At 43.2% G+C, this 20330-nt stretch carries 18 protein-coding genes and 1 riboswitch; of the genes, 3 read left to right on the forward strand and 15 right to left on the reverse strand.

The genetic code is table 11. From position 1 onward, the window contains the following. Positions 1-19 precede the first annotated feature (19 nt). The 4 genes from QM409_RS08525 to zapA form a co-directional block, all read right to left on the reverse strand. Positions 20-1342, reverse strand: a complete 1323-nt coding sequence (locus QM409_RS08525) for an alanine/glycine:cation symporter family protein (RefSeq protein ID WP_414305521.1) — start codon at positions 1340-1342, stop codon at positions 20-22. A gap of 90 nt (positions 1343-1432) precedes the next feature. Beyond that, positions 1433-1521, reverse strand: a riboswitch (glycine riboswitch). Positions 1522-1684: 163 nt separating this feature from the next. Further along, entirely contained in the window at positions 1685-4021 is a 2337-nt protein-coding gene (locus QM409_RS08530; RefSeq protein WP_414305522.1) for an endonuclease MutS2, read from the reverse strand. Between the two features lie 103 nt (positions 4022-4124). Then, positions 4125-4673, reverse strand: coding sequence for a CvpA family protein (locus QM409_RS08535; RefSeq protein ID WP_049544779.1), 549 nt, complete (start codon positions 4671-4673; stop codon positions 4125-4127). Continuing rightward, positions 4670-4972, reverse strand: a complete 303-nt coding sequence (zapA, locus tag QM409_RS08540) for a cell division protein ZapA (protein ID WP_000002022.1) — start codon at positions 4970-4972, stop codon at positions 4670-4672. Before zapA ends, QM409_RS08535 begins: the two co-directional genes overlap by 4 nt. An 86-nt stretch (positions 4973-5058) precedes the next feature. Here zapA and rnhC point away from each other — a divergent pair, with 86 nt between their 5' ends. From rnhC to QM409_RS08555, 3 genes are all read left to right on the forward strand, one after another. Next, the gene (rnhC, locus tag QM409_RS08545; protein WP_000146881.1) at positions 5059-5940 is read left to right on the forward strand and encodes a ribonuclease HIII; all 882 of its coding nucleotides are present in this window, start codon (positions 5059-5061) and stop codon (positions 5938-5940) included. A 3-nt stretch (positions 5941-5943) separates the two neighbouring features. After that, a complete protein-coding gene (lepB, locus tag QM409_RS08550; RefSeq protein WP_414305523.1) occupies positions 5944-6558 on the forward strand; it encodes a signal peptidase I in 615 nt (204 codons plus the stop codon). 234 nt (positions 6559-6792) lie between these two features. After that, positions 6793-9159: an ATP-dependent RecD-like DNA helicase gene (locus tag QM409_RS08555; protein WP_414305524.1), complete on the forward strand. Its 2367-nt coding sequence runs from the start codon at positions 6793-6795 to the stop codon at positions 9157-9159. A gap of 47 nt (positions 9160-9206) precedes the next feature. Here the strand turns inward: QM409_RS08555 and tig are convergent, their stop codons facing one another. The 11 genes from tig to gndA form a co-directional block, all read right to left on the reverse strand. Beyond that, positions 9207-10490: a trigger factor gene (gene tig, locus QM409_RS08560; protein ID WP_084925926.1), complete on the reverse strand. Its 1284-nt coding sequence runs from the start codon at positions 10488-10490 to the stop codon at positions 9207-9209. A 160-nt stretch (positions 10491-10650) separates the two neighbouring features. After that, a complete protein-coding gene (locus QM409_RS08565; RefSeq protein WP_049486946.1) occupies positions 10651-11283 on the reverse strand; it encodes a response regulator transcription factor in 633 nt (210 codons plus the stop codon). A gap of 10 nt (positions 11284-11293) precedes the next feature. Next, entirely contained in the window at positions 11294-12292 is a 999-nt protein-coding gene (locus tag QM409_RS08570) for a sensor histidine kinase (protein ID WP_125443754.1), read from the reverse strand. Further along, positions 12289-12987 carry a cell wall-active antibiotics response protein LiaF gene (gene liaF, locus QM409_RS08575; RefSeq protein WP_001224643.1) on the reverse strand — a complete coding sequence of 233 codons (699 nt, stop codon included), beginning with the start codon at positions 12985-12987 and terminating at the stop codon, positions 12289-12291. The genes QM409_RS08570 and liaF overlap by 4 nt, the downstream gene beginning before the upstream one ends. 75 nt (positions 12988-13062) lie before the next feature. After that, the gene (fni, locus tag QM409_RS08580) at positions 13063-14073 is read right to left on the reverse strand and encodes a type 2 isopentenyl-diphosphate Delta-isomerase (RefSeq protein ID WP_045612241.1); all 1011 of its coding nucleotides are present in this window, start codon (positions 14071-14073) and stop codon (positions 13063-13065) included. Further along, a complete protein-coding gene (locus tag QM409_RS08585) occupies positions 14057-15064 on the reverse strand; it encodes a phosphomevalonate kinase (RefSeq protein ID WP_049544771.1) in 1008 nt (335 codons plus the stop codon). The genes fni and QM409_RS08585 overlap by 17 nt, the downstream gene beginning before the upstream one ends. Continuing rightward, a complete protein-coding gene (gene mvaD / locus QM409_RS08590; RefSeq protein WP_261266038.1) occupies positions 15051-16004 on the reverse strand; it encodes a diphosphomevalonate decarboxylase in 954 nt (317 codons plus the stop codon). The genes QM409_RS08585 and mvaD overlap by 14 nt, the downstream gene beginning before the upstream one ends. Beyond that, positions 15986-16864, reverse strand: coding sequence for a mevalonate kinase (gene mvk, locus QM409_RS08595; RefSeq protein WP_203212679.1), 879 nt, complete (start codon positions 16862-16864; stop codon positions 15986-15988). The genes mvaD and mvk overlap by 19 nt, the downstream gene beginning before the upstream one ends. 230 nt (positions 16865-17094) lie before the next feature. After that, positions 17095-18036, reverse strand: coding sequence for an N-acetylmuramoyl-L-alanine amidase family protein (locus QM409_RS08600; protein ID WP_414305525.1), 942 nt, complete (start codon positions 18034-18036; stop codon positions 17095-17097). A gap of 97 nt (positions 18037-18133) precedes the next feature. Next, the gene (locus QM409_RS08605) at positions 18134-18823 is read right to left on the reverse strand and encodes a response regulator transcription factor (RefSeq protein ID WP_060627580.1); all 690 of its coding nucleotides are present in this window, start codon (positions 18821-18823) and stop codon (positions 18134-18136) included. Positions 18824-18834: 11 nt separating this feature from the next. Continuing rightward, the gene (gene gndA / locus QM409_RS08610) at positions 18835-20259 is read right to left on the reverse strand and encodes an NADP-dependent phosphogluconate dehydrogenase (protein ID WP_414305526.1); all 1425 of its coding nucleotides are present in this window, start codon (positions 20257-20259) and stop codon (positions 18835-18837) included. Positions 20260-20330 lie beyond the last annotated feature (71 nt).

Below are 20330 nucleotides of genomic sequence, written 5' to 3' on the forward strand. Positions count from 1 at the left end.
CACGAGCTGTGTGATTTCATTATTTATTAAAATACTTTTTAGTCTCAGCAATAACGACTGGCGACAAGACCAAGAGGGCAATCAAGTTTGGCAGAGCCATCAAGGCATTGACAATATCTGCGATAATCCAAACCATATCCAACTCGATAAATCCTCCTAGCAAGACCATGAGCACAAAGACCACACGGTAGAGCCAGATAAAGCGAACCCCAAAGAGAAACTCAAAACAACGTTCTCCGTAATAGTTCCAACCTAAAATCGTTGTAAAGGCAAAGAGCACAAGGAAGATGGTCAAAAGGGCAGGTCCAAAGTGTGAAAAGACTGTTGAGAAGGCTGACTGAGTCAAGGCAACTCCATTCAAATCACCACTCCAAACACCAGTTACCAAGATAGTCAAACCAGTCAAAGTACAGATAATGAGTGTATCAATAAAGGTTCCTGTCATGGAAATCAAACCTTGCTCTACTGGTTCGTTTGTCTTAGCTGCTGCTGCTGCAATGGGAGCCGAACCCAGACCAGATTCGTTCGAGAACACACCTCGCGCCACACCATTTTGAATAGCCATCCGAATGCTAGCACCGGCAAATCCACCTACTGCAGCAACTGGACTAAAAGCGGATGTCAAGATTAAAGCGATTGTGGCAGGAATTTTCCAAATATTAAAGAAAATAACTGTAAGAGTTCCTAAAATATAAATGATAGCCATAAAAGGAACAACGGTAGTTGAAACCTTTGAAATGGACTTGAGTCCACCAAAGACAGCAATCGCTACAAAGACAGACAAAACGAGAGCGGTGATGGCTGGCGAAATAGCCGTTGTATTTTGGATAGATTCTGTAATCGAGTTGACTTGGGTAAATGTCCCGATTCCCAACAAAGCTACTAGCACACCTGCCAGGGCAAAAAAGATAGCAAGGGGACGCCACTTTTCTCCCATCCCTAGAAGAATATAGTGCATGGGACCTCCCGCTACTGCACCATGATCATCCTTGGTACGGTATTTAATCGCCAAGAGTCCTTCCGCATACTTGGTAGCCATTCCAAAGAAAGCAGCCATCCACATCCAAAAGAGGGCTCCTGGACCACCGACCTTGATAGCCGTCGCCACCCCAATAATATTTCCCGTACCAACCGTCGCTGCTAGCGCCGTACACAAGGCCGCAAAACTGGATACATCGCCATGCCCCTTGTCCTTAGTAAAAATAAGCTGAAAGGCCTTTGGCAGACGCAAAACCTGCAAAAGACCTAGACGGGCAGTTAGGTAAATCCCTGTTCCGACCAATAAAATCAGGAGGGGAGGTCCCCAAGCAAAAGCATCGATTGATTTAAGCAATTCTAACATTCTATTCTCCTATCTTTTCAACCCCAAAAGAAAGAGCACATGCAAGATACATGTACTCTGGAATGCTTAGATAAATGCTAAAAAGCGGTCTATCCTAGCTCTGTCCTTTTACCTGAGAGTTTGAGCAGTTACCTGCCTTGCCCCTTCGGTGCCTTTACGGTCTCTCCAGAGTTCCGTCCATTTACAGTCATGGAAAATCAAACGATTCTCCACTTCTATTAAACTTCATTCGGTGTTGGTATTTAATTGATTTTTATTTTACAAAAAATGTTGGCTTTTGTCAATGTGTTTATTAGTAAAACTTAATTCAACAGTTTTTACTTTATAAAGCTCGGAATACTTCTATCCTTTAAAAGTCACAATAGTCGCACCACTGCCTCCAGCATTTTGTGGGGCATAGCCGAAACTCTTGACATGTTTGTTTCTTTGTAGGTATTTGGTGACTCCTTCACGGATGACACCTGTTCCGATACCATGGATGATATCAACTTGTGCCATATTGTTAAGCAAGGCTTGGTCGATAAAGGCATCTAGCTCATTCATAGCCTCTTCATAGCGTTTGCCTCGAAGGTCCAGTCTAGCTTGTGGGCCACGACCAGAAGTTCGTTTCACGACATTGACCTGTTTCTTCTTGACTTGCTTTTCTTGCTGAGCTTGAACAAGGTCAAACTCTTTTTCTTCCAAGGTCATCTTAATCAACCCGACTTGAGCTTCCCAGCGGCCGTCCTTGAGTTGACTGGTCAAGGTACCACGCTGTCCATAACTGAGAACAACGATATCATCTCCCACCTTTGGAGCTCGTTTTTTCTTGGCCTTTTGAAGGACCTTGTTTTTAGACAAGTCCACTTTTTCAGGAGCCAATTTTTTCAGTTTAGCCTTGGCTTCAATGATTTCATGGGGCTTGAGTTGAGATTTACTGTGGAGATTTTTAAGAATCTGGTCACTCTCACTTAGGGCCATGTCCACAATCTCAGCAGCCTGTTCACGCGCCTTGTTAAGCTCGGTTTCCTTTTCACGATTAAGCTCGTTGTAAAGTTTTTTAAGCGCACGGTTCATCTTGAGATTTTCTTGCTCCACCTCACGGATATTGTCCAAGCGTTTGCGACTCTCTAGCGTCTGCTCTTCCAGCTGCTCAATGATCCGATTGACATCATTGTCCTGATCGACCTGCTGACTGGCATCCCCCACGATAACTTCAGAAAGGCCCAGACGTTTGGCAATTTCAAAGGCATTGCTTCGACCAGGAACACCCTGCATAAAGCGATAGGTCGGGCGTAGAGTTGCAGTATCAAACTCCATGCTGGCATTTTGCACAAAGGCTGTCTCAATACCGTAAGCCTTGAGTTCCGGATAGTGAGTTGTAGCCATGGTCTTGACTTGACGCAGGCGAAGGTCCTCCAGAATAGCCATGGCAAGGGCAGCTCCCTCTTGGGGATCTGTACCAGCCCCCAACTCATCCAAGAGCAAGAGCGAATGTTGATTGACCTTGCCAAGAATATCCACAATATTGGTCATATGGCTAGAGAAGGTAGACAAGCTCTGCTCAATAGATTGCTCATCGCCAATATCAGCAAAGATTTCTTCAAAAATACCAACACGACTTCCCTTGTCTGCCAAAATCGGCAAACCGGATTGAGCCATAACCTGCGTCAATCCCAGAGTTTTAAGCATGATGGTCTTCCCACCCGTATTGGGACCTGTAATGACAATCGCTGTTAAATCTTGACCAAAATGGACATCATTTGCAACTGCATTTTTGACCAATGGATGGCAGACATGGAGCAGTTGAATCTCTTGATTTTCTGACAGCTGAGGAACGACTGCTTGCCTTTCTTGGATAAAGCGGACCTTGGCACGAATCAAGTCCAGATGACCGATAATCCAAGCATCATTGGCAATTTCAGCCGCATGAGGGCGGACACGTTCAGAAATTTCTTGGAGAATGCGAAGCATTTCATAGCGCTCATCTGCTCGCAAACTGGCAATTTCTTCGCTCAGTTTGACCACCTCACGGGGTTCGATATAGACGGTATTTCCACTAGCAGAAATATCATGAACGACACCTGCAATCTTATTGCGGTAGGTGTTTTTGACTGGTAAAACCTGACGTCCATTTCTGCTAGCAACAATCCCTTCCGTCAACATCTGCGCTTTTTGCTTGAGCAGGTCCTGTAAAACATCGCGGACCTGACTCTCGCTATCATGGATTTTTCGACGGATGCGCGCCAATTCTTCACTGGCAAAATTTTCAATGAAACCTGCATCATTAAAAGCTTGGAGATTTCCTTGTAATTGCGGAAAATCATGTAATTTCTCAAACCAAAGGGCTAATTCTTCCAAGCTGACATTTTCCAGATTAGCATAAAAACTTTGCAGTTCTCGGCTAGCAAGAAGCACGCGCTTCAAGAGTAGGAACTCCTCGATATTGAGGTCCGCCCCCATCTCCAACCGCTTGCAGACTCCTGAAATTTCCTTGGTTGCGAGAATGGTAAAATGTGGTTGCTCGACGAAAAGAGCCTGCATTTCCTTCATCTCAGCAAAAGCCTGTTTGATTTTATCTGCTTTGGCAGTAGGAACCAGCTGTCTCAATTGCTCCAAGCCCTGCTCGGTCAACAAATGGGGTTCAAACAAGGCCTTGACCTTATTGAACTCTAATGTTTCTAATATTTTCTTATTCATCTTTATTTCCTTGTCTTTGAATGTCTAGGTGTGGTAGCTTTTTACATTCTGATAGATTCGAGTCAAATCTGTAAACAAAGGGCGAGGAAAACTCCTGCCCTTTTTATCCGATTAAATTTGTCACCCAGATTTGTTTGAGCCAACTAGTTGTTACTGGTATGCTCTGGATGATGTGTTTTGCGACGATACTTTTTTCAAGAGGATTTTGAATAGCTGCCATGGGAATGGTCGCCAAGATGGTCAAGGCCATTTGCAAGACAAATAAGGTCACCAACATGGACAAAATACCTGCTGAAACTTGGAACAACTTACCACCCAGTTTTTTACTAGGAATCAAGTGTAAGAGGAGACCAAGCAAACGACCGATGCTATAGACAATCCCAAATACAAGCAAATAGCCGATCCCTGCGTAAAAGACCTTATCCAACTGAAAGAGTTGATCCGATGGGAAAAAGAAAGTTCCCTGACCTTCCTGCGGATTTGCATAAGGGACCAGCAAATGAAATTGCTCTCCTAGCCCCTTATAAAACTGGCCAGCCACAAAAGCTGATGCCATGGCTGAAATCAGGTAATAAACCTGTAAGAGCAGGCCTCTCCGATAGCCGATATAAAATCCCCAAGCCAAGACCAATATAAGAAAGAGTGAAATCATAAGGAATCCTCAATCTTGCTCTGTTCTTGCTTGCAAGTCACAAGCTTGTGACGGAGTTCTTCTAATTCTTGCTCCTTATCGTCAAATTCAATCTCACGGCTGAGTTGAGTTGACAAACAGTTGACTGCCAACAAAAGAGCAATCGTTTCATCATCTGCACTAGGCATTTGTTCTTTAATTGCTTGGTATTTTTCTGTCGCAACCTTGGCGATTTCCTCCATAAAAAGGTTATCATGCTCGGTTGTCAAGGTTAAGGATTTTTTCCCGAATGTAAATTTGAATCGATTTAGATTTGCCATAAAATTCACCTCACGATATTATACCAAAATTCGCTAATTTTGTCAGTTTTTACAAATTTATCTGCTTTTATGGTACAATAGAAACTATGGCAAGTATAACACTCACACCAAGCGAAAAGGAGATTCAGGCTTTTCTTGAACACTATCAAACCAGTCTGGCTCCCAGTAAAAACCCCTATATTCGCTATTTTTTGAAACTGCCTCAAGCAACCGTTTCTATCTATACTTCTGGAAAGGTCTTGCTTCAGGGTGAAGGAGCTGAGAAATACGCTCGTTTCTTTGGCTATCAAGTTGTAGGGCAAACCAGCGGACAAAATCTCCCTTTGATTGGGACGGATGAGGTTGGAAATGGTTCCTACTTTGGTGGACTTGCAGTTGTGGCTTCCTTTGTCACACCTGACCAGCATGACTTCTTGCGAAAACTAGGTGTGGGGGATTCCAAGACACTGACCGACCAAAAGATCCGTCAGATTGCCCCTATCCTCAAAGAAAAAATCCAGCACCAGGCACTGCTTCTCTCACCAAGCAAGTACAACGAGGTCATCGGAGACCGCTACAACGCTGTTTCGGTTAAGGTAGCCCTCCATAACCAGGCTATCTATCTCCTTCTTCAAAAAGGCATTCAGCCTGAGAAAATTGTGATTGATGCCTTTACCAGTGCTAAAAATTATGACAAGTACTTGGCACAAGAGGCCAATCGTTTCAGCAATCCGATCAGCTTAGAAGAAAAGGCTGAGGGTAAATACTTGGCTGTCGCAGTTTCTTCTATCATTGCGCGTGATCTCTTTCTAGAAAATCTTGAAAATCTGGGACGAGAGCTGGGCTATCAACTTCCAAGTGGAGCTGGAACGGCTTCTGATAAGGTTGCTAGCCAGATTTTGCAGGCCTATGGAATGCAGGGACTCAATTTCTGCGCCAAACTGCACTTTAAAAATACTGAAAAAGCGAAAAAACGCTTAGAAAGGTAAGTTATGAATTCATTTAAAAATTTCTTAAAAGAGTGGGGATTGTTCCTCCTAATTCTGTCATTACTAGCTTTAAGTCGTATCTTTTTTTGGAGCAATGTTCGAGTAGAAGGGCATTCCATGGATCCTACCCTAGCGGATGGCGAAATCCTCTTTGTCGTCAAACACCTCCCTATTGACCGTTTTGATATCGTGGTTGCCCATGAGGAAGATGGTAATAAGGACATTGTCAAACGTGTCATCGGAATGCCTGGTGATACCATTCGTTACGAAAATGATAAACTTTACATCAATGACAAAGAGACAGATGAACCTTACCTAACTGATTACATCAAACGCTTCAAGGATGACAAACTCCAAAGCACCTACTCAGGCAAGGGATTTGAAGGAAATAAAGGAACTTTCTTTAGAAGTATCGCTGAAAAAGCCCAAGCCTTCACAGTTGATGTCAACTACAACACCAACTTTAGCTTCACTGTCCCAGAAGGAGAATACCTTCTCCTCGGAGATGACCGCTTGGTTTCGAGCGACAGCCGTCACGTAGGTACCTTTAAAGCAAAAGATATCACAGGGGAAGCTAAATTCCGCTTCTGGCCAATCACCCGTATCGGAACATTTTAAGAGACCTAAGAGGCCGAGAATCAGCAATCTCAGCCTCTTCTTCTATCGTGAGACGATAATTATTCACTACCCAGTTTGATTAAGATAGAAACAAAGTTATACTCAATGAAAATCAAAGAGCAAACTAGGAAGCTAGCCGCAGGCTGTACTTGAGTACGGCAAGGCGAAGCTGACGTGGTTTGAATTTGATTTTCGAAGAGTATTAACTCTCACCTATTTATGCAAAGGAATCTTATGGAAGTTTATTTTTCAGGAACCATTGAACGGATTATTTTTGAAAATCCCAGCAATTTTTATCGCATCCTCCTCCTAGAAATCGAAGATACAGACGCACAGGATTTTGATGATTTTGAAATCATTGTCACGGGCACCATGGCTGATGTGATTGAGGGAGAAGACTATACTTTTTGGGGACAAATTGTCCAGCACTCCAAGTATGGGGAGCAACTGCAAATCAGCCGATATGAACGCGCAAAACCAACTAGCAAGGGCTTGGTTAAGTACTTTTCAAGTAGCCATTTCAAGGGGATTGGTCTCAAGACTGCTCAGAAAATTGTGGATACCTATGGCGAAAATACCATTGACGAAATTTTGCAACATCCAGAAAAGTTAGAAGGCATCGCAGGACTCTCTGCCAAAAATCGCGAGGCTTTCGTCTCCACTCTCCGTCTCAACTACGGAACGGAAATGGTTTTGGCCAAACTAGCCAACTACGGTATTCCCAATAAATTAGCCTTTCAGATTCAAGACTTTTACAAAGAAGAAACCCTTGATGTGGTTGAAAATTATCCCTACCAGCTGGTTGAGGATATCAAGGGCTTGGGATTTACCATTGCTGACCAATTAGCAGAAGAACTAGGTATCGAAAGTCAGGCTCCTGAACGCTTCCGCGCCGGTCTACTACATAGTCTTTTTCAGGCCTGTATGGAAACAGGGGACACCTATGTTGAAGCACGGGATTTGCTGGAACAAACCCTAACTCTCCTTGAATCTTCTCGTCCCGTGGAACTGGATCCCAGCCAAGTGGCCCAAGAGCTCTCCTACCTGATCGAAGAAGACAAGGTTCAGCAGATTGATACCAAAATTTTTGACAACAGCCTCTTTTTCGCTGAGGAAGGCATCCGCAGTCACTTGGTTCGTATCCTTGAAAAAGGAAAACAGAAGAGCCAGGATTTAGAAACCATTCAAAAACATATCGCTACTGTCGAAGAAGATCTGGAGATTGAGTATGATAACATTCAAAAACAGGCGATCTGCGACGCTATCCAGAACAAGGTCTTTATTCTGACAGGTGGACCTGGTACTGGTAAGACAACTGTTATCAATGGGATTATCGCTGTTTATGCTCTTTTAGAAGGACTTGACCTCAGGAAAAAAAGCAACTTGCCGATTCTTCTTGCTGCTCCAACTGGTCGAGCTGCTCGGCGCATGAATGAATTAACAGGCTTGCTTAGCGCGACCATACACCGACATTTAGGAATGACAGGTGACGATGATACCAGTCATCTGGAAGATTATCTGGATGCTGACTTTATCATCGTAGATGAATTTTCCATGGTGGATACTTGGCTGGCCAACCAACTCTTCTCCAACATCTCTTCTAACAGTAAAATCCTCATCGTGGGCGACAGCGACCAGCTACCGTCTGTCAGCCCTGGACAAGTTCTAGCTGACCTCCTTCATATTCCTTTGATTCCTCAGACTCGCTTGGAAAAAATTTACCGGCAAAGCGAAGAATCAACCATCGTCACCCTAGCTAGTCAGATTCGACAGGGCATCTTGCCAGCTGATTTCACCCAGAAAAAAGCAGACCGTTCCTACTTTGAAATTGCTAGTGGCCATATTCCTGCTACTATTGAAAAAATCTTAAGCGCAGCCCTCAGAAGTGGTATTCCTGCCCGTGATATCCAAGTTCTGGCTCCCATGTACCGAGGGACTGCAGGGATTGATGCTATCAATCAGCTCATGCAAGACCTGCTAAACCCACCACAAAAAGATCAACTCAGTTTTGAAGCTCCCCAGTGCCACTATCGTAAGGGAGATAAGGTCATTCACTTGGTCAACGATGCTGAAATCAATGTCTTTAATGGGGATTTAGGAGCCATCACAGACCTGATTCCGAGTAAATACACCGAGTCGAAACAAGACGAGATTGTCATTGATTTTGATGGCAACGAAGTCTCTTACCCACGTAACGAATGGTACAAGATTCGCTTGGCCTATGCCATGAGTATTCATAAATCTCAGGGAAGTGAGTTCCCAGTTGTCATCCTGCCTATCACCAGTGCTAGCAGGCGTATGCTGGAGAGAAACCTCATCTACACAGCCATTACACGTGCCAAAAGCAAGCTTATCTTACTAGGTGAATTACAGGCCTTCGACTATGCTACCCAGCACATCGGAACTGCCCGAAAAACCTATCTGATTGAACGCTTCAGTGATCTATTGGAAAATGTCGAAGATAATAAACCAGCTGTCTCTGAAACTACCACATCAACTGCCCCTGAACAATCCTACATCCTAACCGAAGAAAACTGGGATAGCATCCCAGCCATGATTGGGATTACAGACGCAGATCTCAAAGAGATTTTTGGAAAATAGTACACAAGAAAACCCACCAATTCAGGTGGGATTTTTGTTTATTAAGATTATTTAACTGTTGCTGTGCTTGTAATCAATTCAACAGCTTTTTTGATAGTGATATCGTGTTTCAACATGTCAGCTGAAAGCAAGTTTTGAACTTGTGCAACTTCCATGTTGTAGTCTGCTGCCAATTGCTCGATTTCTTTTTGGATTTCTTCTTCTGAAGCGTCAAATCCTTCAGCTTTCGCAACTGCTTCGATAACAAGGTTAGTCTTAGTACGTGACTCAGCTTCTGCCTGATATTGATTGTGAAGGTCTTCTTGAGTAGTTCCAGTGATTTGGAAGTACATGTCAGGGTTGATACCTTGACGTTGCAAGTTTCCAAGGAATTCATTTACTGAACGGTGAACTTCTTCGTGGATCATTTCTTCTGGAAGTTCTACGATTTCAGCGTTTTCTACAGCTTTATCGATTGCTGCACCTTCTACTGCATCTTTGTAAGCTTCTTCTTTAGCAGCAGCCAATTCCTTGCGGTATTTTTCTTTCAATTCAGCAAGTGTTTCAACTTCTTCGTCGATGTCTTTTGCAAGCTCATCGTCAAGAGCTGGAACTTCTTTAGCTTTTACTTCGTGGATAGTTGTTACGAATTTAGCTTCTTTACCTGCAAGATCTTCTGCTTGGTAGTCTTCTGGGAATGTTACAACCACATCAACAGTTTCGCCAGCTGAATGACCTACCAATTGGTCTTCGAAACCAGGGATGAATTGACCTGAACCAAGTCCAAGTGAGAAGTTTTCACCTTTTCCGCCATCAAATTCAACACCATCGATAGAACCAACGAAGTCGATGACAACAGTGTCGCCGTTTTCAGCAGCAGCTTCTTTGATAACCAATTCAGCCAAGTTGTTGCGTTCGCGTTCGATACGCTCTTCAACGTCAGCATCCGTTACTTCTTTTTCTACATCTACTGATACTTCAAGGTTTTTGTAGTCACCCAATTTTACTTCAGGTTTTGTAACGACTTCAGCAGTGATAACCCAGTCTTGACCTTTTTCCATTGAAGTTACGTCAATTTTTGGTTGAGCAACGACTTCAAGACCAGCTTCTTTTACAGCTGCTTCATAAGCATTTGGCAAAAGAGCGTTCATAACGTCTTGGTAAAGTGACTCTTCACCAAATTTTTTGTCGAAGATAGGACGTGGAAGGTGACCTTTACGGAAACCTGGAACATTAAGAGATTTCTTCACTGAGTTGAAGACACGATCCAATTCTGGTTTGATTTGGTCTTGAGAGATAGTGAAAGTCAAGACACCACGGTTTGTTTCTTTGTTTTCAAATGATACAGACATTCTGTCATTTCTCCTTAAAATTTTTAAATACAGTCTATTATAACATAAATGGTCGACTTTTTTCAAGTAATGAATGCGCTTTTCAATCGTGCTAGAGGTACTTGCTTGCTTCTTTGATACTAAGTTCAGCTACTTCTCCAATATTATTTTTACATAACTATTAAAAGTCTTCATGACCCACCAAGTGGTGCTGAAAGGCATAGACAGCCGCCTGGGTACGATCGCTGACTTCAAGTTTGGCTAGGATATTGGACACATGGGTCTTGACCGTCTTGAGAGAGATAAACAGTTCGTCTGCGATGCGCTGATTTTCGTAGCCCTTGGCGATGAGTTGAAGCACATCTCGCTCACGCGCAGTTAAGTCCTCATGTAGTTCTATATGATTGCGGTGGTATTCGACCTTCTTACTGACCTCTTGCTCAATGGCCAGCTCCCCAGTAGCTACCTTACGAACAGCGTGCAGCAATTCATCCGCACTTGAAGTCTTGAGCATATAGCCCCTAGCACCAGCATTTAAGACAGGCATGATTTTTTCATTGTCTAAGTAAGAGGTCACAATCAAAATCTTGGCTTCAGGCCATTCTTTGAGGATGGCCAAGGTCGCGTCAATTCCATTCATCTCAGGCATGACGATATCCATGACAATGACATCTGGACGCAGTTCCAAGGCCAAGTCAATGCCTTGAGATCCGTTGGCAGCCTCACCTACAACTTCTACATCATCTTGGAGGTCAAAGTAGCTTTTCAAGCCCAATCGGACCATTTCATGGTCATCTACTAGTAAAATTTTCATCTCTACTCCTTTATAACTCATTATCTAACAGGGGAATACGGATATCAACCGCCAGACCTTGCTTGGGAGCTGTCAAGAGTTGAACCGTTCCTGCCATATCTTCGACTCGCTCCTTGATATTCCGCAGTCCATAACTCAAGTCGTCTAAACTCCCTAACTGGAAACCAATCCCATTGTCCACCACCTTCAGCTGCAATTCAAGATCCGTCTGATAGAGATAGACATCCAGACAAGAGGCCTGGGCATGGCGGAGGGTATTGCTGATCAATTCTTGCAGAATACGGAAGATATGCTCCTCGATTTTCTTAGGCAATTTAGATACATTTTGCTTAAGACTAACCTTGAGATCACTCTTGTCCTCAAGCTCTTTTAGAAGAATTTGAATCCCTTCTATCAAGCTCTTCTGTTCCAATTCAACTGGGCGCAAATGCAGGAGCAAGACTCTCAAGTCCTTCTGAGCTGTTTCTAAAATGGCTGTGACACTCTGCAACTGGGTCTGCATCTTTTCTCTATCCAGTTTCAAAGCCTGCTGGCTGACACCTGACAAAATCATGTGGGCCGCAAACAACTCCTGACTAACCGTATCGTGCAAATCCCGAGCAATCCGCTTTCGTTCTTTCTCGATGATTTCCTCTTCCTGAGTAAGACTGTGATTTTCAGACTTTTGAAGAGCTTCTGTCAAAAGATTAAGTTTACCTGACAAGGACTTGAAGCTGGCATCCAAATCTGGATCAGCAACCTGAACCACTTCTTTCCCTGCCAATAAACGCTTGAGATTGGCCTTCATTTTTCTTAGAGAAAGCTCTTCAACACCTCTCCAAAACAGGGCTAAGAGAAAGGTCATGGACATGCTGAATACCAACAACAAAAAGACAAATTTTTCTGTTTTTTCGACATCATGCAAGAAAATAGACCAGTCAAAGTCAAGGATGTCCAGCAAGCTGTGGGACAGAAATAAGACAAACAGGATGGAGGTGAGAGCAATCATTACATAGGCTTGTTTTTTCATCCTCTAACCACCTCAACATCGCCAATCATAGTGGTTAAGAAAATCTTGACACTCTTGTTACTCTTGAGATAGTCTCTTGTTTCTTGATGATAGTGTTCATTGCGAAGGGCTCGCTTGGGCTGATTGAAAAAATTCAAATCACCATAAAGACAGTTAACACTGAGACTGACTTCCACATCTACAGGCACAATGATTTTGGTCGTTCCTACCATCTTTCTGAGGATAATGACATTGTCATGATTGGTTAGAATCACCCTCTCCAGATGAATGGTGTCCTTGCCCATGAGACGAAAGAGATTGATATCATCAAACTGGCAAGTTTGGTAGCTTGAAAAATGATGGAGATTCCCAAACCAACGATTTTTCTCCTTCTTAACTGTCACCACCTCTTCAAAAACCAAATTGGTCTGCTCTTTTTCCTGGTTCATCATTGGATAAAGAAGAAAGAGGCTATAGATAACCGCAACAAAAATAGCTAGAATCACAAAAGGATTGAGCATGACGATGAAAAAGAAGAGAATGCTTGCCACCACTAAAAGAAGGTTATTCCCCTCTTTACCAGTGTAATAGCGAATCAAAAGCAAAAAGAGAAAAAGTATCAGCAGAAAACGCGAAAAATGCTCTGAAACCATCAAAATCAGAGCTCCTGTCAAAAGACAGGCTTCGATAAATAAAAAGATTTTAAATTTTCTCATAGGTGCATCCTCTCCCTCTATTTTATCACAACTCAAAAAAGTCACCTCGGTCTGAAGATGGAAAAAAGGCGGTGATTACGCCTTTTTCATCTGATCATTTGCTTCTTTTAGTTTGCCGTAAAGAAGATAGTCTACTTTTTGCAGATCTGCTATGGTGGCACAATTAAGGGCACACATAATCAAACGCAGATCGTTTTTCCAGCCTTGGACAATGCCAATCACTTCTTCAACTGTGTAGGTTTCAACCAATTCCAGAACTGTTCGAGACAGTCCTACAGCTTTGGCGCCAAAAATCAGGCACTTAATCATATCCAGTGGATTCCGAACCCCTCCACTGACCAAGAGTTGGACCTTGTCTTTCCAGTCTTGGGCATTGAGAAGGGCCTGCATGGTAGACTGACCCCATTGATTGAGGTAGTCACGTTGACCACTGCGACGGTTTTCAATATAAGCAAAGCTGGTACCACCACGACCTGACAGGTCAAAGGTTCGAACGCCCAATTCATAGGCTCTTTCGATGGTCTTCACATCCATCCCAAAGCCGACTTCCTTTAAGACAATAGGAACGGGGATTTGCTTGCTATAGTCTGCTAGATGCGATTGCCAGTTTCTGAACTTTCTTTCTCCCTCGGGCATGAGCAACTCCTGCATAACATTGACATGCACCTGCAGGAGAAGAGGATTCATCTCTTCTACAGTCCGAAGTCCCAACTCAACAGGCTTGTCTAATCCAATATTGGTTCCAAGAAGGAGATTTGGATGATCATACTTGACAGAAAAAGAGGCATCTGATGGATCTTTGAGAGCCGCACTATAAGAGCCCGTTACAAATAAAATCCCACAGGCTTCCGCCACCTGAGCCAGCTTTTGATTTATTTCTCTTCCCTTATCGCTTCCACCTGTCATGGCATTGATATAAAAAGGAAAATCCCACTTTCGACCAGCAAATTCTGTCGACAGATCGATTTCATCCAGATCGTAAAGAGGCAAGGAAGAATGAATCAACTCCACCTCATCAAAGCTATTATAGGAACTTTTCTGCTCAAGGGCATAGCGGATGTGCTCATCCTTACGATTTGTCGTCATGTCCTATCCTTTCTTGGTATAAGAGCTCAATCCCCAGATCGGCCCAACGGTTTTTTATGGTTTCAGTTGATTGCTCATCAAAACTCAAGGCAATACCACAATCACCACCACCAGCACCGCTACTCTTGGCAACAGCCTGCAAATCTTGACTAGCTACCTTCAACTGTCTAAGCGAAGGCGTGTAAATATCTGCGCTCAAGCCTTCTAACAGCTTGCTTGCTACTTCAACTTGCTCGATAATTTTTTCTGCATTTCCCAGCTCCAAGGCTTCTACCAAAGCAGCCACTGTTGCTTTTGAGGAAGTTAAAAAATTCTGATTGATGTTTTGCTTGATTTGCTGGACCATGTCACTAGATACAGCCACTTCCTTGGTCCATCCCACTAGGAAATCACATTCTAAAGTTGGTTTCACTTGTGAAATTGAAAAGCCCCAATCACGCTCCAGAACAGTCGCCAAATTTTCTTCTTCCAACCAAGCAGCCACCTTCTGGCGATCAAATGACTGGTAGAGAACCAATTCCTCTGCCACAATACAGGCAAGGTCTCCCATAGAACCATTGTCTCCGCGCTTGAGCAAGACAGCGCTAGCCAACTTTAACAAGAGCTCCTGATCAACAGAAACATCATACAGAGCCAGTAAAGCCTTGATAACCAAGACAACGACACTACCGCTAGAACCCAGACCAAACTTTTTCCCTTCTCGTTCCATTTTTCCTCGAATTTCTATAGAAAAAGGTTTTAAAGTTTGACCTCGATAAGTCAGGAAATCTTCCACTAAAGCAATCGTTTCTTGAATCAAGCTGTAGGCAGGATTTGGCGTCAAGTCCACTACGAAATCAAACATGTCTGAGTAGATACGATAGTTCTCAGAAAAAGCAATCTCGCCCTTCATATAGATGGGAATATCCTTTATCAAGGCTAACTGCCCTGGCTCTAAAATAGCATATTCACCTGCCCAATAGAGTTTTCCACAAGTTTTAACAGCAATCATCTTGGCTCAAATCCTTTGTTTTTGACACAATCAAGCGATAACGTTGACCGAAGATTTCTGATAAATGCTCCAAGTCTTTCTCCTGACAGAGGACCTTGACATTGGGACCAGCATCCATAGTAAAGTAACAAGCCTCTCCTTGCTCACGTAGCTGGCGAACAAAGTCCATGGCTTCATAAGACGCATCCGTCAGATAAGAAAAGGCTGGTGATGCTGTTTTGGTCGTAGCGTGCATAGCTAGGGCATTTTCCTCCGTTAACTCCCCAACCTTGGCAAAGTCATTTTCCTTGAGATAAACCAGCATATCCTGATAATCCTTCTCAGACTGACGTACCCAGTCGTCAAAAGTCGTCGAAGTTTCCACACAGAGTTTCATCCCGTCACGGCTAGAGATTGGTTTTTTCTTATCCTCTAGCACCAACATAATCATAGCTAGTTTCAAGTCTGTCTCTACAGGGTAAATTTCTCCACTATCCTTGTCCCAGGCTCCTAGCGGTCCATAAAAACTCCGAGAAGAAGAGCCTGAAGCAAACTTAGCCTCCTGCGCTAACTGACTTCTATCCAATCCAAGCTTGAAATAAGCATTACAAGCCTTGACCAGGGCGGACAAACCACTAGAACTTGAGGACAGACCCGCCGCGGTAGGCATATTGTTCTGAGTATCAATACGGACAAAGCCCTCACCAGCTGGACGATAACGGTCAATAATCTTGCTCATCTTGGCATGCTCCGCCTCACTCTGTAGCTGACCATTGATATAAAAGGCATCAGCTGTCGCATCCGTCGGTAGAGATGACAAAGTCGTCTCTGTGTACATATTTTCCAAAGTCAGAGAGATACTGCTAGTAGCAGGCACCATCTCTTTCTCTTTTTTCTTTCCCCAATATTTGATAATAGCAATATTTGCGTAAGAACGTACTGTTACAGGCTCTCTATCCATGTCTGAACAGCTCCTTTCTCTTCTAATCTTTCTGCTAGTTCTTGAGCTTGAGTCAAATTGGTTGCCAAGGCTATGATACAGCCTCCTAGCCCACCACCGCTCATCTTGGCACCCAGAGCACTATGGCTAAGAGCCGTTTCAACTAGAGAATCCGCCTCAGGGCTACTAACACCAATTTCTTTTAGATGTAAATGCGCTTGACTAAGGATTTGTCCCAGTCCTTCAGCATCTTTTTGTGAAATCGCTTCTTCTGCTTGCTGGGTCAATTCTCCCAGGGCATGCAAAAACTGCAGGGCATCCTTGCCCTTGTTTTGAACCACTTGGATGGCTTCACGAGTATGACCATAAACGCCCGTATCTGCAATCACCAAATATGCGGATAGATTCATCTCAAGCTCTGTAAATCCTACGTTCTTAATAAAGCGAATAGGCTGGTCACTGAGACAGGTCTTAGCATCCAAACCACTCGGATTCATATGGGCAATCATCTCAGCCCGATTGACCAAGATTTCTAGTACATCATGAGGCAGATCAGCCTGATAGTAGTCAAAAACCGCACGAATGGCCGCTATGCTGATAGCCGCTGACGAACCCATTCCCCGTTTTTCAGGGATAGCCGAGTCAATCTCACAGCGAATGCAGGCTTCTTTGATATCCAAATACTCCAGCGAAGCATAAACTGCCATGGACAAGGTATCCTCCTCATAGAGACGCCAAGGACTCGCTGCAGGAACTACCTTACAAGTTACCACCACCTCCAAAAGAGGCAGGGAAATGGCAGGATAACCGTAAACGACCGCATGCTCCCCTATTAAAATTATTTTACTATGTGCCTGACCGACACCCACTTTTTTTGTCATGTTTTCCTTTTAGCTAGACGGAAAGACCGTCTCATACTCAATGAAAATCAAAAGGCAAACTAGGAAGCTAGCCGCAGGCTGTACTTGAGTACGGTAAGGCGACGCTGACGTGGTTTGAATTTGATTTTCGAAGAGTATTATTTTTTCCTACAAGTATTTATTTTCTCCTATCTATTTTATTATATTTTCACAAAAAAAGCGATTGTTTCCATTCACAATCGCCTCTTTCATTATTGAACCCATTCGCCATTATAATTGACAGAATAGCCATCTACAGTCGTATTCACTGCTAAAGCACCTGAGCTATAAGCGTAGTACCATTTACTGCCGACCTGGAACCAGCCAGTGACCATAGCTCCTGATGAACGAAGATAGTACCACTTGTTACCAAGGTATTGCCATCCAGTTTTCATATCACCATTTGACTGGTCTAAATAATACCAAGTTGAGCCTTCCTGATACCAACCAGTTGCCATGGCACCTGATGAACGAAGGTAGTACCACTTATTGCCAAGTTGTTTCCAACCAGTTTGCATTGCAGCACTTGTTGTATCGAGATAATACCAAGTTGAATTATCATTGGCCCAGCCACGCACTAGCTCTCCAACCATCAAACTGTCGATACGAGCATCGAAGCCACTATCCTTCTGTAAATAATACCAGTGTCCCTCATCATGAACCCAACCAGTTTTTAAAGTATGATAACTACGTTGGTCTTCAAAATAATAGACTCGTTTCTCTGCTGGACTATCATATTGTTCCCCATGATGTTTGTTGGTATTTGTAGCAGTTTTTGCCTCTAAAACTTGCTTGCCAACAAATTCTTGTAGAACCCCATCTTGACCAAAGTAATACCATTGTGGCATTGGCATAGATTCTAATCTTAAACCATTTGGGTAAGGACCAATTGTACTACCTTTAGATGGAAACGGGATATATTGCCAGCCGACAACCATTTCTCCTGATACATGATCAAAATAATAGGTCTTGCCATCAATCACTCGCCAGGCCTTTTCTTTGATCTCACCCTTCTTGTAGTAGGTTCTACCATTTTCTTGGACAAATTTCCAACCTTCTGAATCAGCATCATCCGCCAATACTGCACTTGTTGCTAGCAAACCGAAGAAACAAACTGCTAATGCGATTTGCATCAATTTTTTTATTATTTTCATTAGACCTATCCTCCATAACTGATTGTAGCAAAGACCCAATTGCATGTCAATGTATAGACCCCCCAAAAAAAGCAGTTACATAACTGCAACTGCTTTTCTATTCTTGCATGGTGTAACCGACACCACGCACGGTTTTAATGTAGCTTTTCTGACCTTTTACATCCAGCTTGCTACGTAGATAACGGATATAGACATCCACGATATTCGTTTCGGTCGCACTTTCATACTTCCAGACACTTTCCAACAACTGCTCACGAGTCAGAACTTTCTTGCTTCCCATAAGAGTAGCCAAAAGGTCATACTCACGACGAGTCAGAGCAATCATCTCCTCGCCACGATAAACGGTATGATGTTCTACATCCATACGCAAATTGCGGTAAGATGTTGGAACCTTCATCTGACTACAGTGTTGGTCGATGAAGTCCCGACCTCGGAAAATCGCTGAAATACGAGCTACCAGATTATCAATAATTACTGGCTTATAGATGTAAGAAACGGCAAAGCGTTGGATTGTCTCAAGCTGGTCTTGCAATTCTTCACGATGATCCAAGACCATGATGACTGAAGCTGGCTTAGTCCGACTCAGCCTATCTGCAAAATCCTGGGCTGTCATATCCCCCAGACGAGCATTCAATAAAATCAAGTCATAGTCTGTCTGAAGAGCCATGGAGAGGGCTTTTTGCCCCTCCTCAACCTGATCAACTCGGTATTGCTCTTTTTGGAGTTCCAAACTTAAAAAATGAGCTAGATTTCGTTCTTTCTCAAGTAATAAAATCCGTTTCCCCATGGCAGACCTACTTATTTTTCGTCATACCAAGAGTAGTGGAAGGTTCCTTCTTTGTCTTTACGTTGGTAAGTGTGGGCACCAAAGTAGTCACGTTGCGCTTGAATCAAGTTAGCTGGAAGGTCAGCTGAACGGTAGCTATCATAGTAAGTAATAGCTGCTGAGAAGGTTGGCACTGGTACACCAGCTTGAACAGCAAGAGCTACGATATCACGCACTGCTTGTTGGTACTTAGCAGTAACATCCAAGAAGTATTCATCCAAAAGAAGGTTAGCAAGGTCTGCATCACGGTTGTAAGCATCTGTAATCTTTTGCAAGAAACGAGAACGGATGATACAGCCATCACGCCAGATAGATGCGATGTCTGCAAATGGCAAGTTCCAGTTATTTTCTTTAGAAGCTACACGCAATTGAGCAAAACCTTGTGCGTATGAAATGATTTTTGAGAAGTAAAGGGCTTGACGGATTTTTTCAATCAACTCAGCCTTGTCTCCTTCAAAGTTGAAGGCAGCTGGTTTTGGAAGAACCTTGCTTGCATGTACACGTTCTTCTTTGTAAGTTGAAATGTATCGTGCAAATACTGACTCAGTGATGAGTGACAATGGCACACCAAGGTCAAATGATGATTGACTAGTCCATTTACCAGTTCCCTTGTTACCTGCGGCATCAAGGATGTAGTCTACGATTGGTCCATCTTGACCTTCATCGTCTTTACGGCTCAAGATATCAGCTGTGATTTCTATCAAGTAGCTGTCCAATTCACCCTTGTTCCACTCAGTAAAGATTTCAGCCATATCTTCTGCTGAAAGGCCTAGCAAGTGTTGCATCAAGTCATAACTTTCTGCGATCAATTGCATATCACCATACTCGATACCGTTGTGAACCATTTTCACATAGTGACCAGCTCCATCAGGACCGATATAAGTCACACATGGTTTGCCATCTTCTGGTGCTTTAGCTGAGATTTCTTCAAGAACATCCGCAACCAATTCGTAGGCCTCTTTTTGTCCACCAGGCATGATAGAAGGACCTTCAAGGGCTCCTTTTTCACCACCAGAAACCCCAGTACCGATAAAGTTGATACCTGAGTTTGCCAATTCTTCATTACGACGGATTGTATCTTTGTAGAAAGTGTTTCCTCCGTCAATCAAGATATCACCTTTGTCAAGGTGTGGAAGAAGGGCTTGGATAGTAGCATCTGTACCAGGTCCAGCTTGAACCATGAGCATGATACGACGAGGTTTTTCGATTGAGTTTACAAAACTTTCAACGTCATAGCTTGGTACAAAGTTCTTTTCAGGATGGCAAGCAATTACATCTTCAGTTTTTTCTTTACTACGGTTGTAAATAGCAACTGTGTAACCACGAGATTCAATATTAAGGGCAAGGTTACGACCCATTACGGCCATACCAACAACACCAAAGTTAGCTTTTGTCATTTGACACTCCTCTTGTTTAATTTGTTTTATTTTATCATTTTTACTTTTGAAAAGAAAGAATTTTGTAACGA

Origin of the sequence: Streptococcus mitis (assembly GCF_047465045.1) — a bacterium.
Classification (GTDB): Bacteria; Bacillota; Bacilli; order Lactobacillales; family Streptococcaceae; genus Streptococcus; species Streptococcus mitis_DT.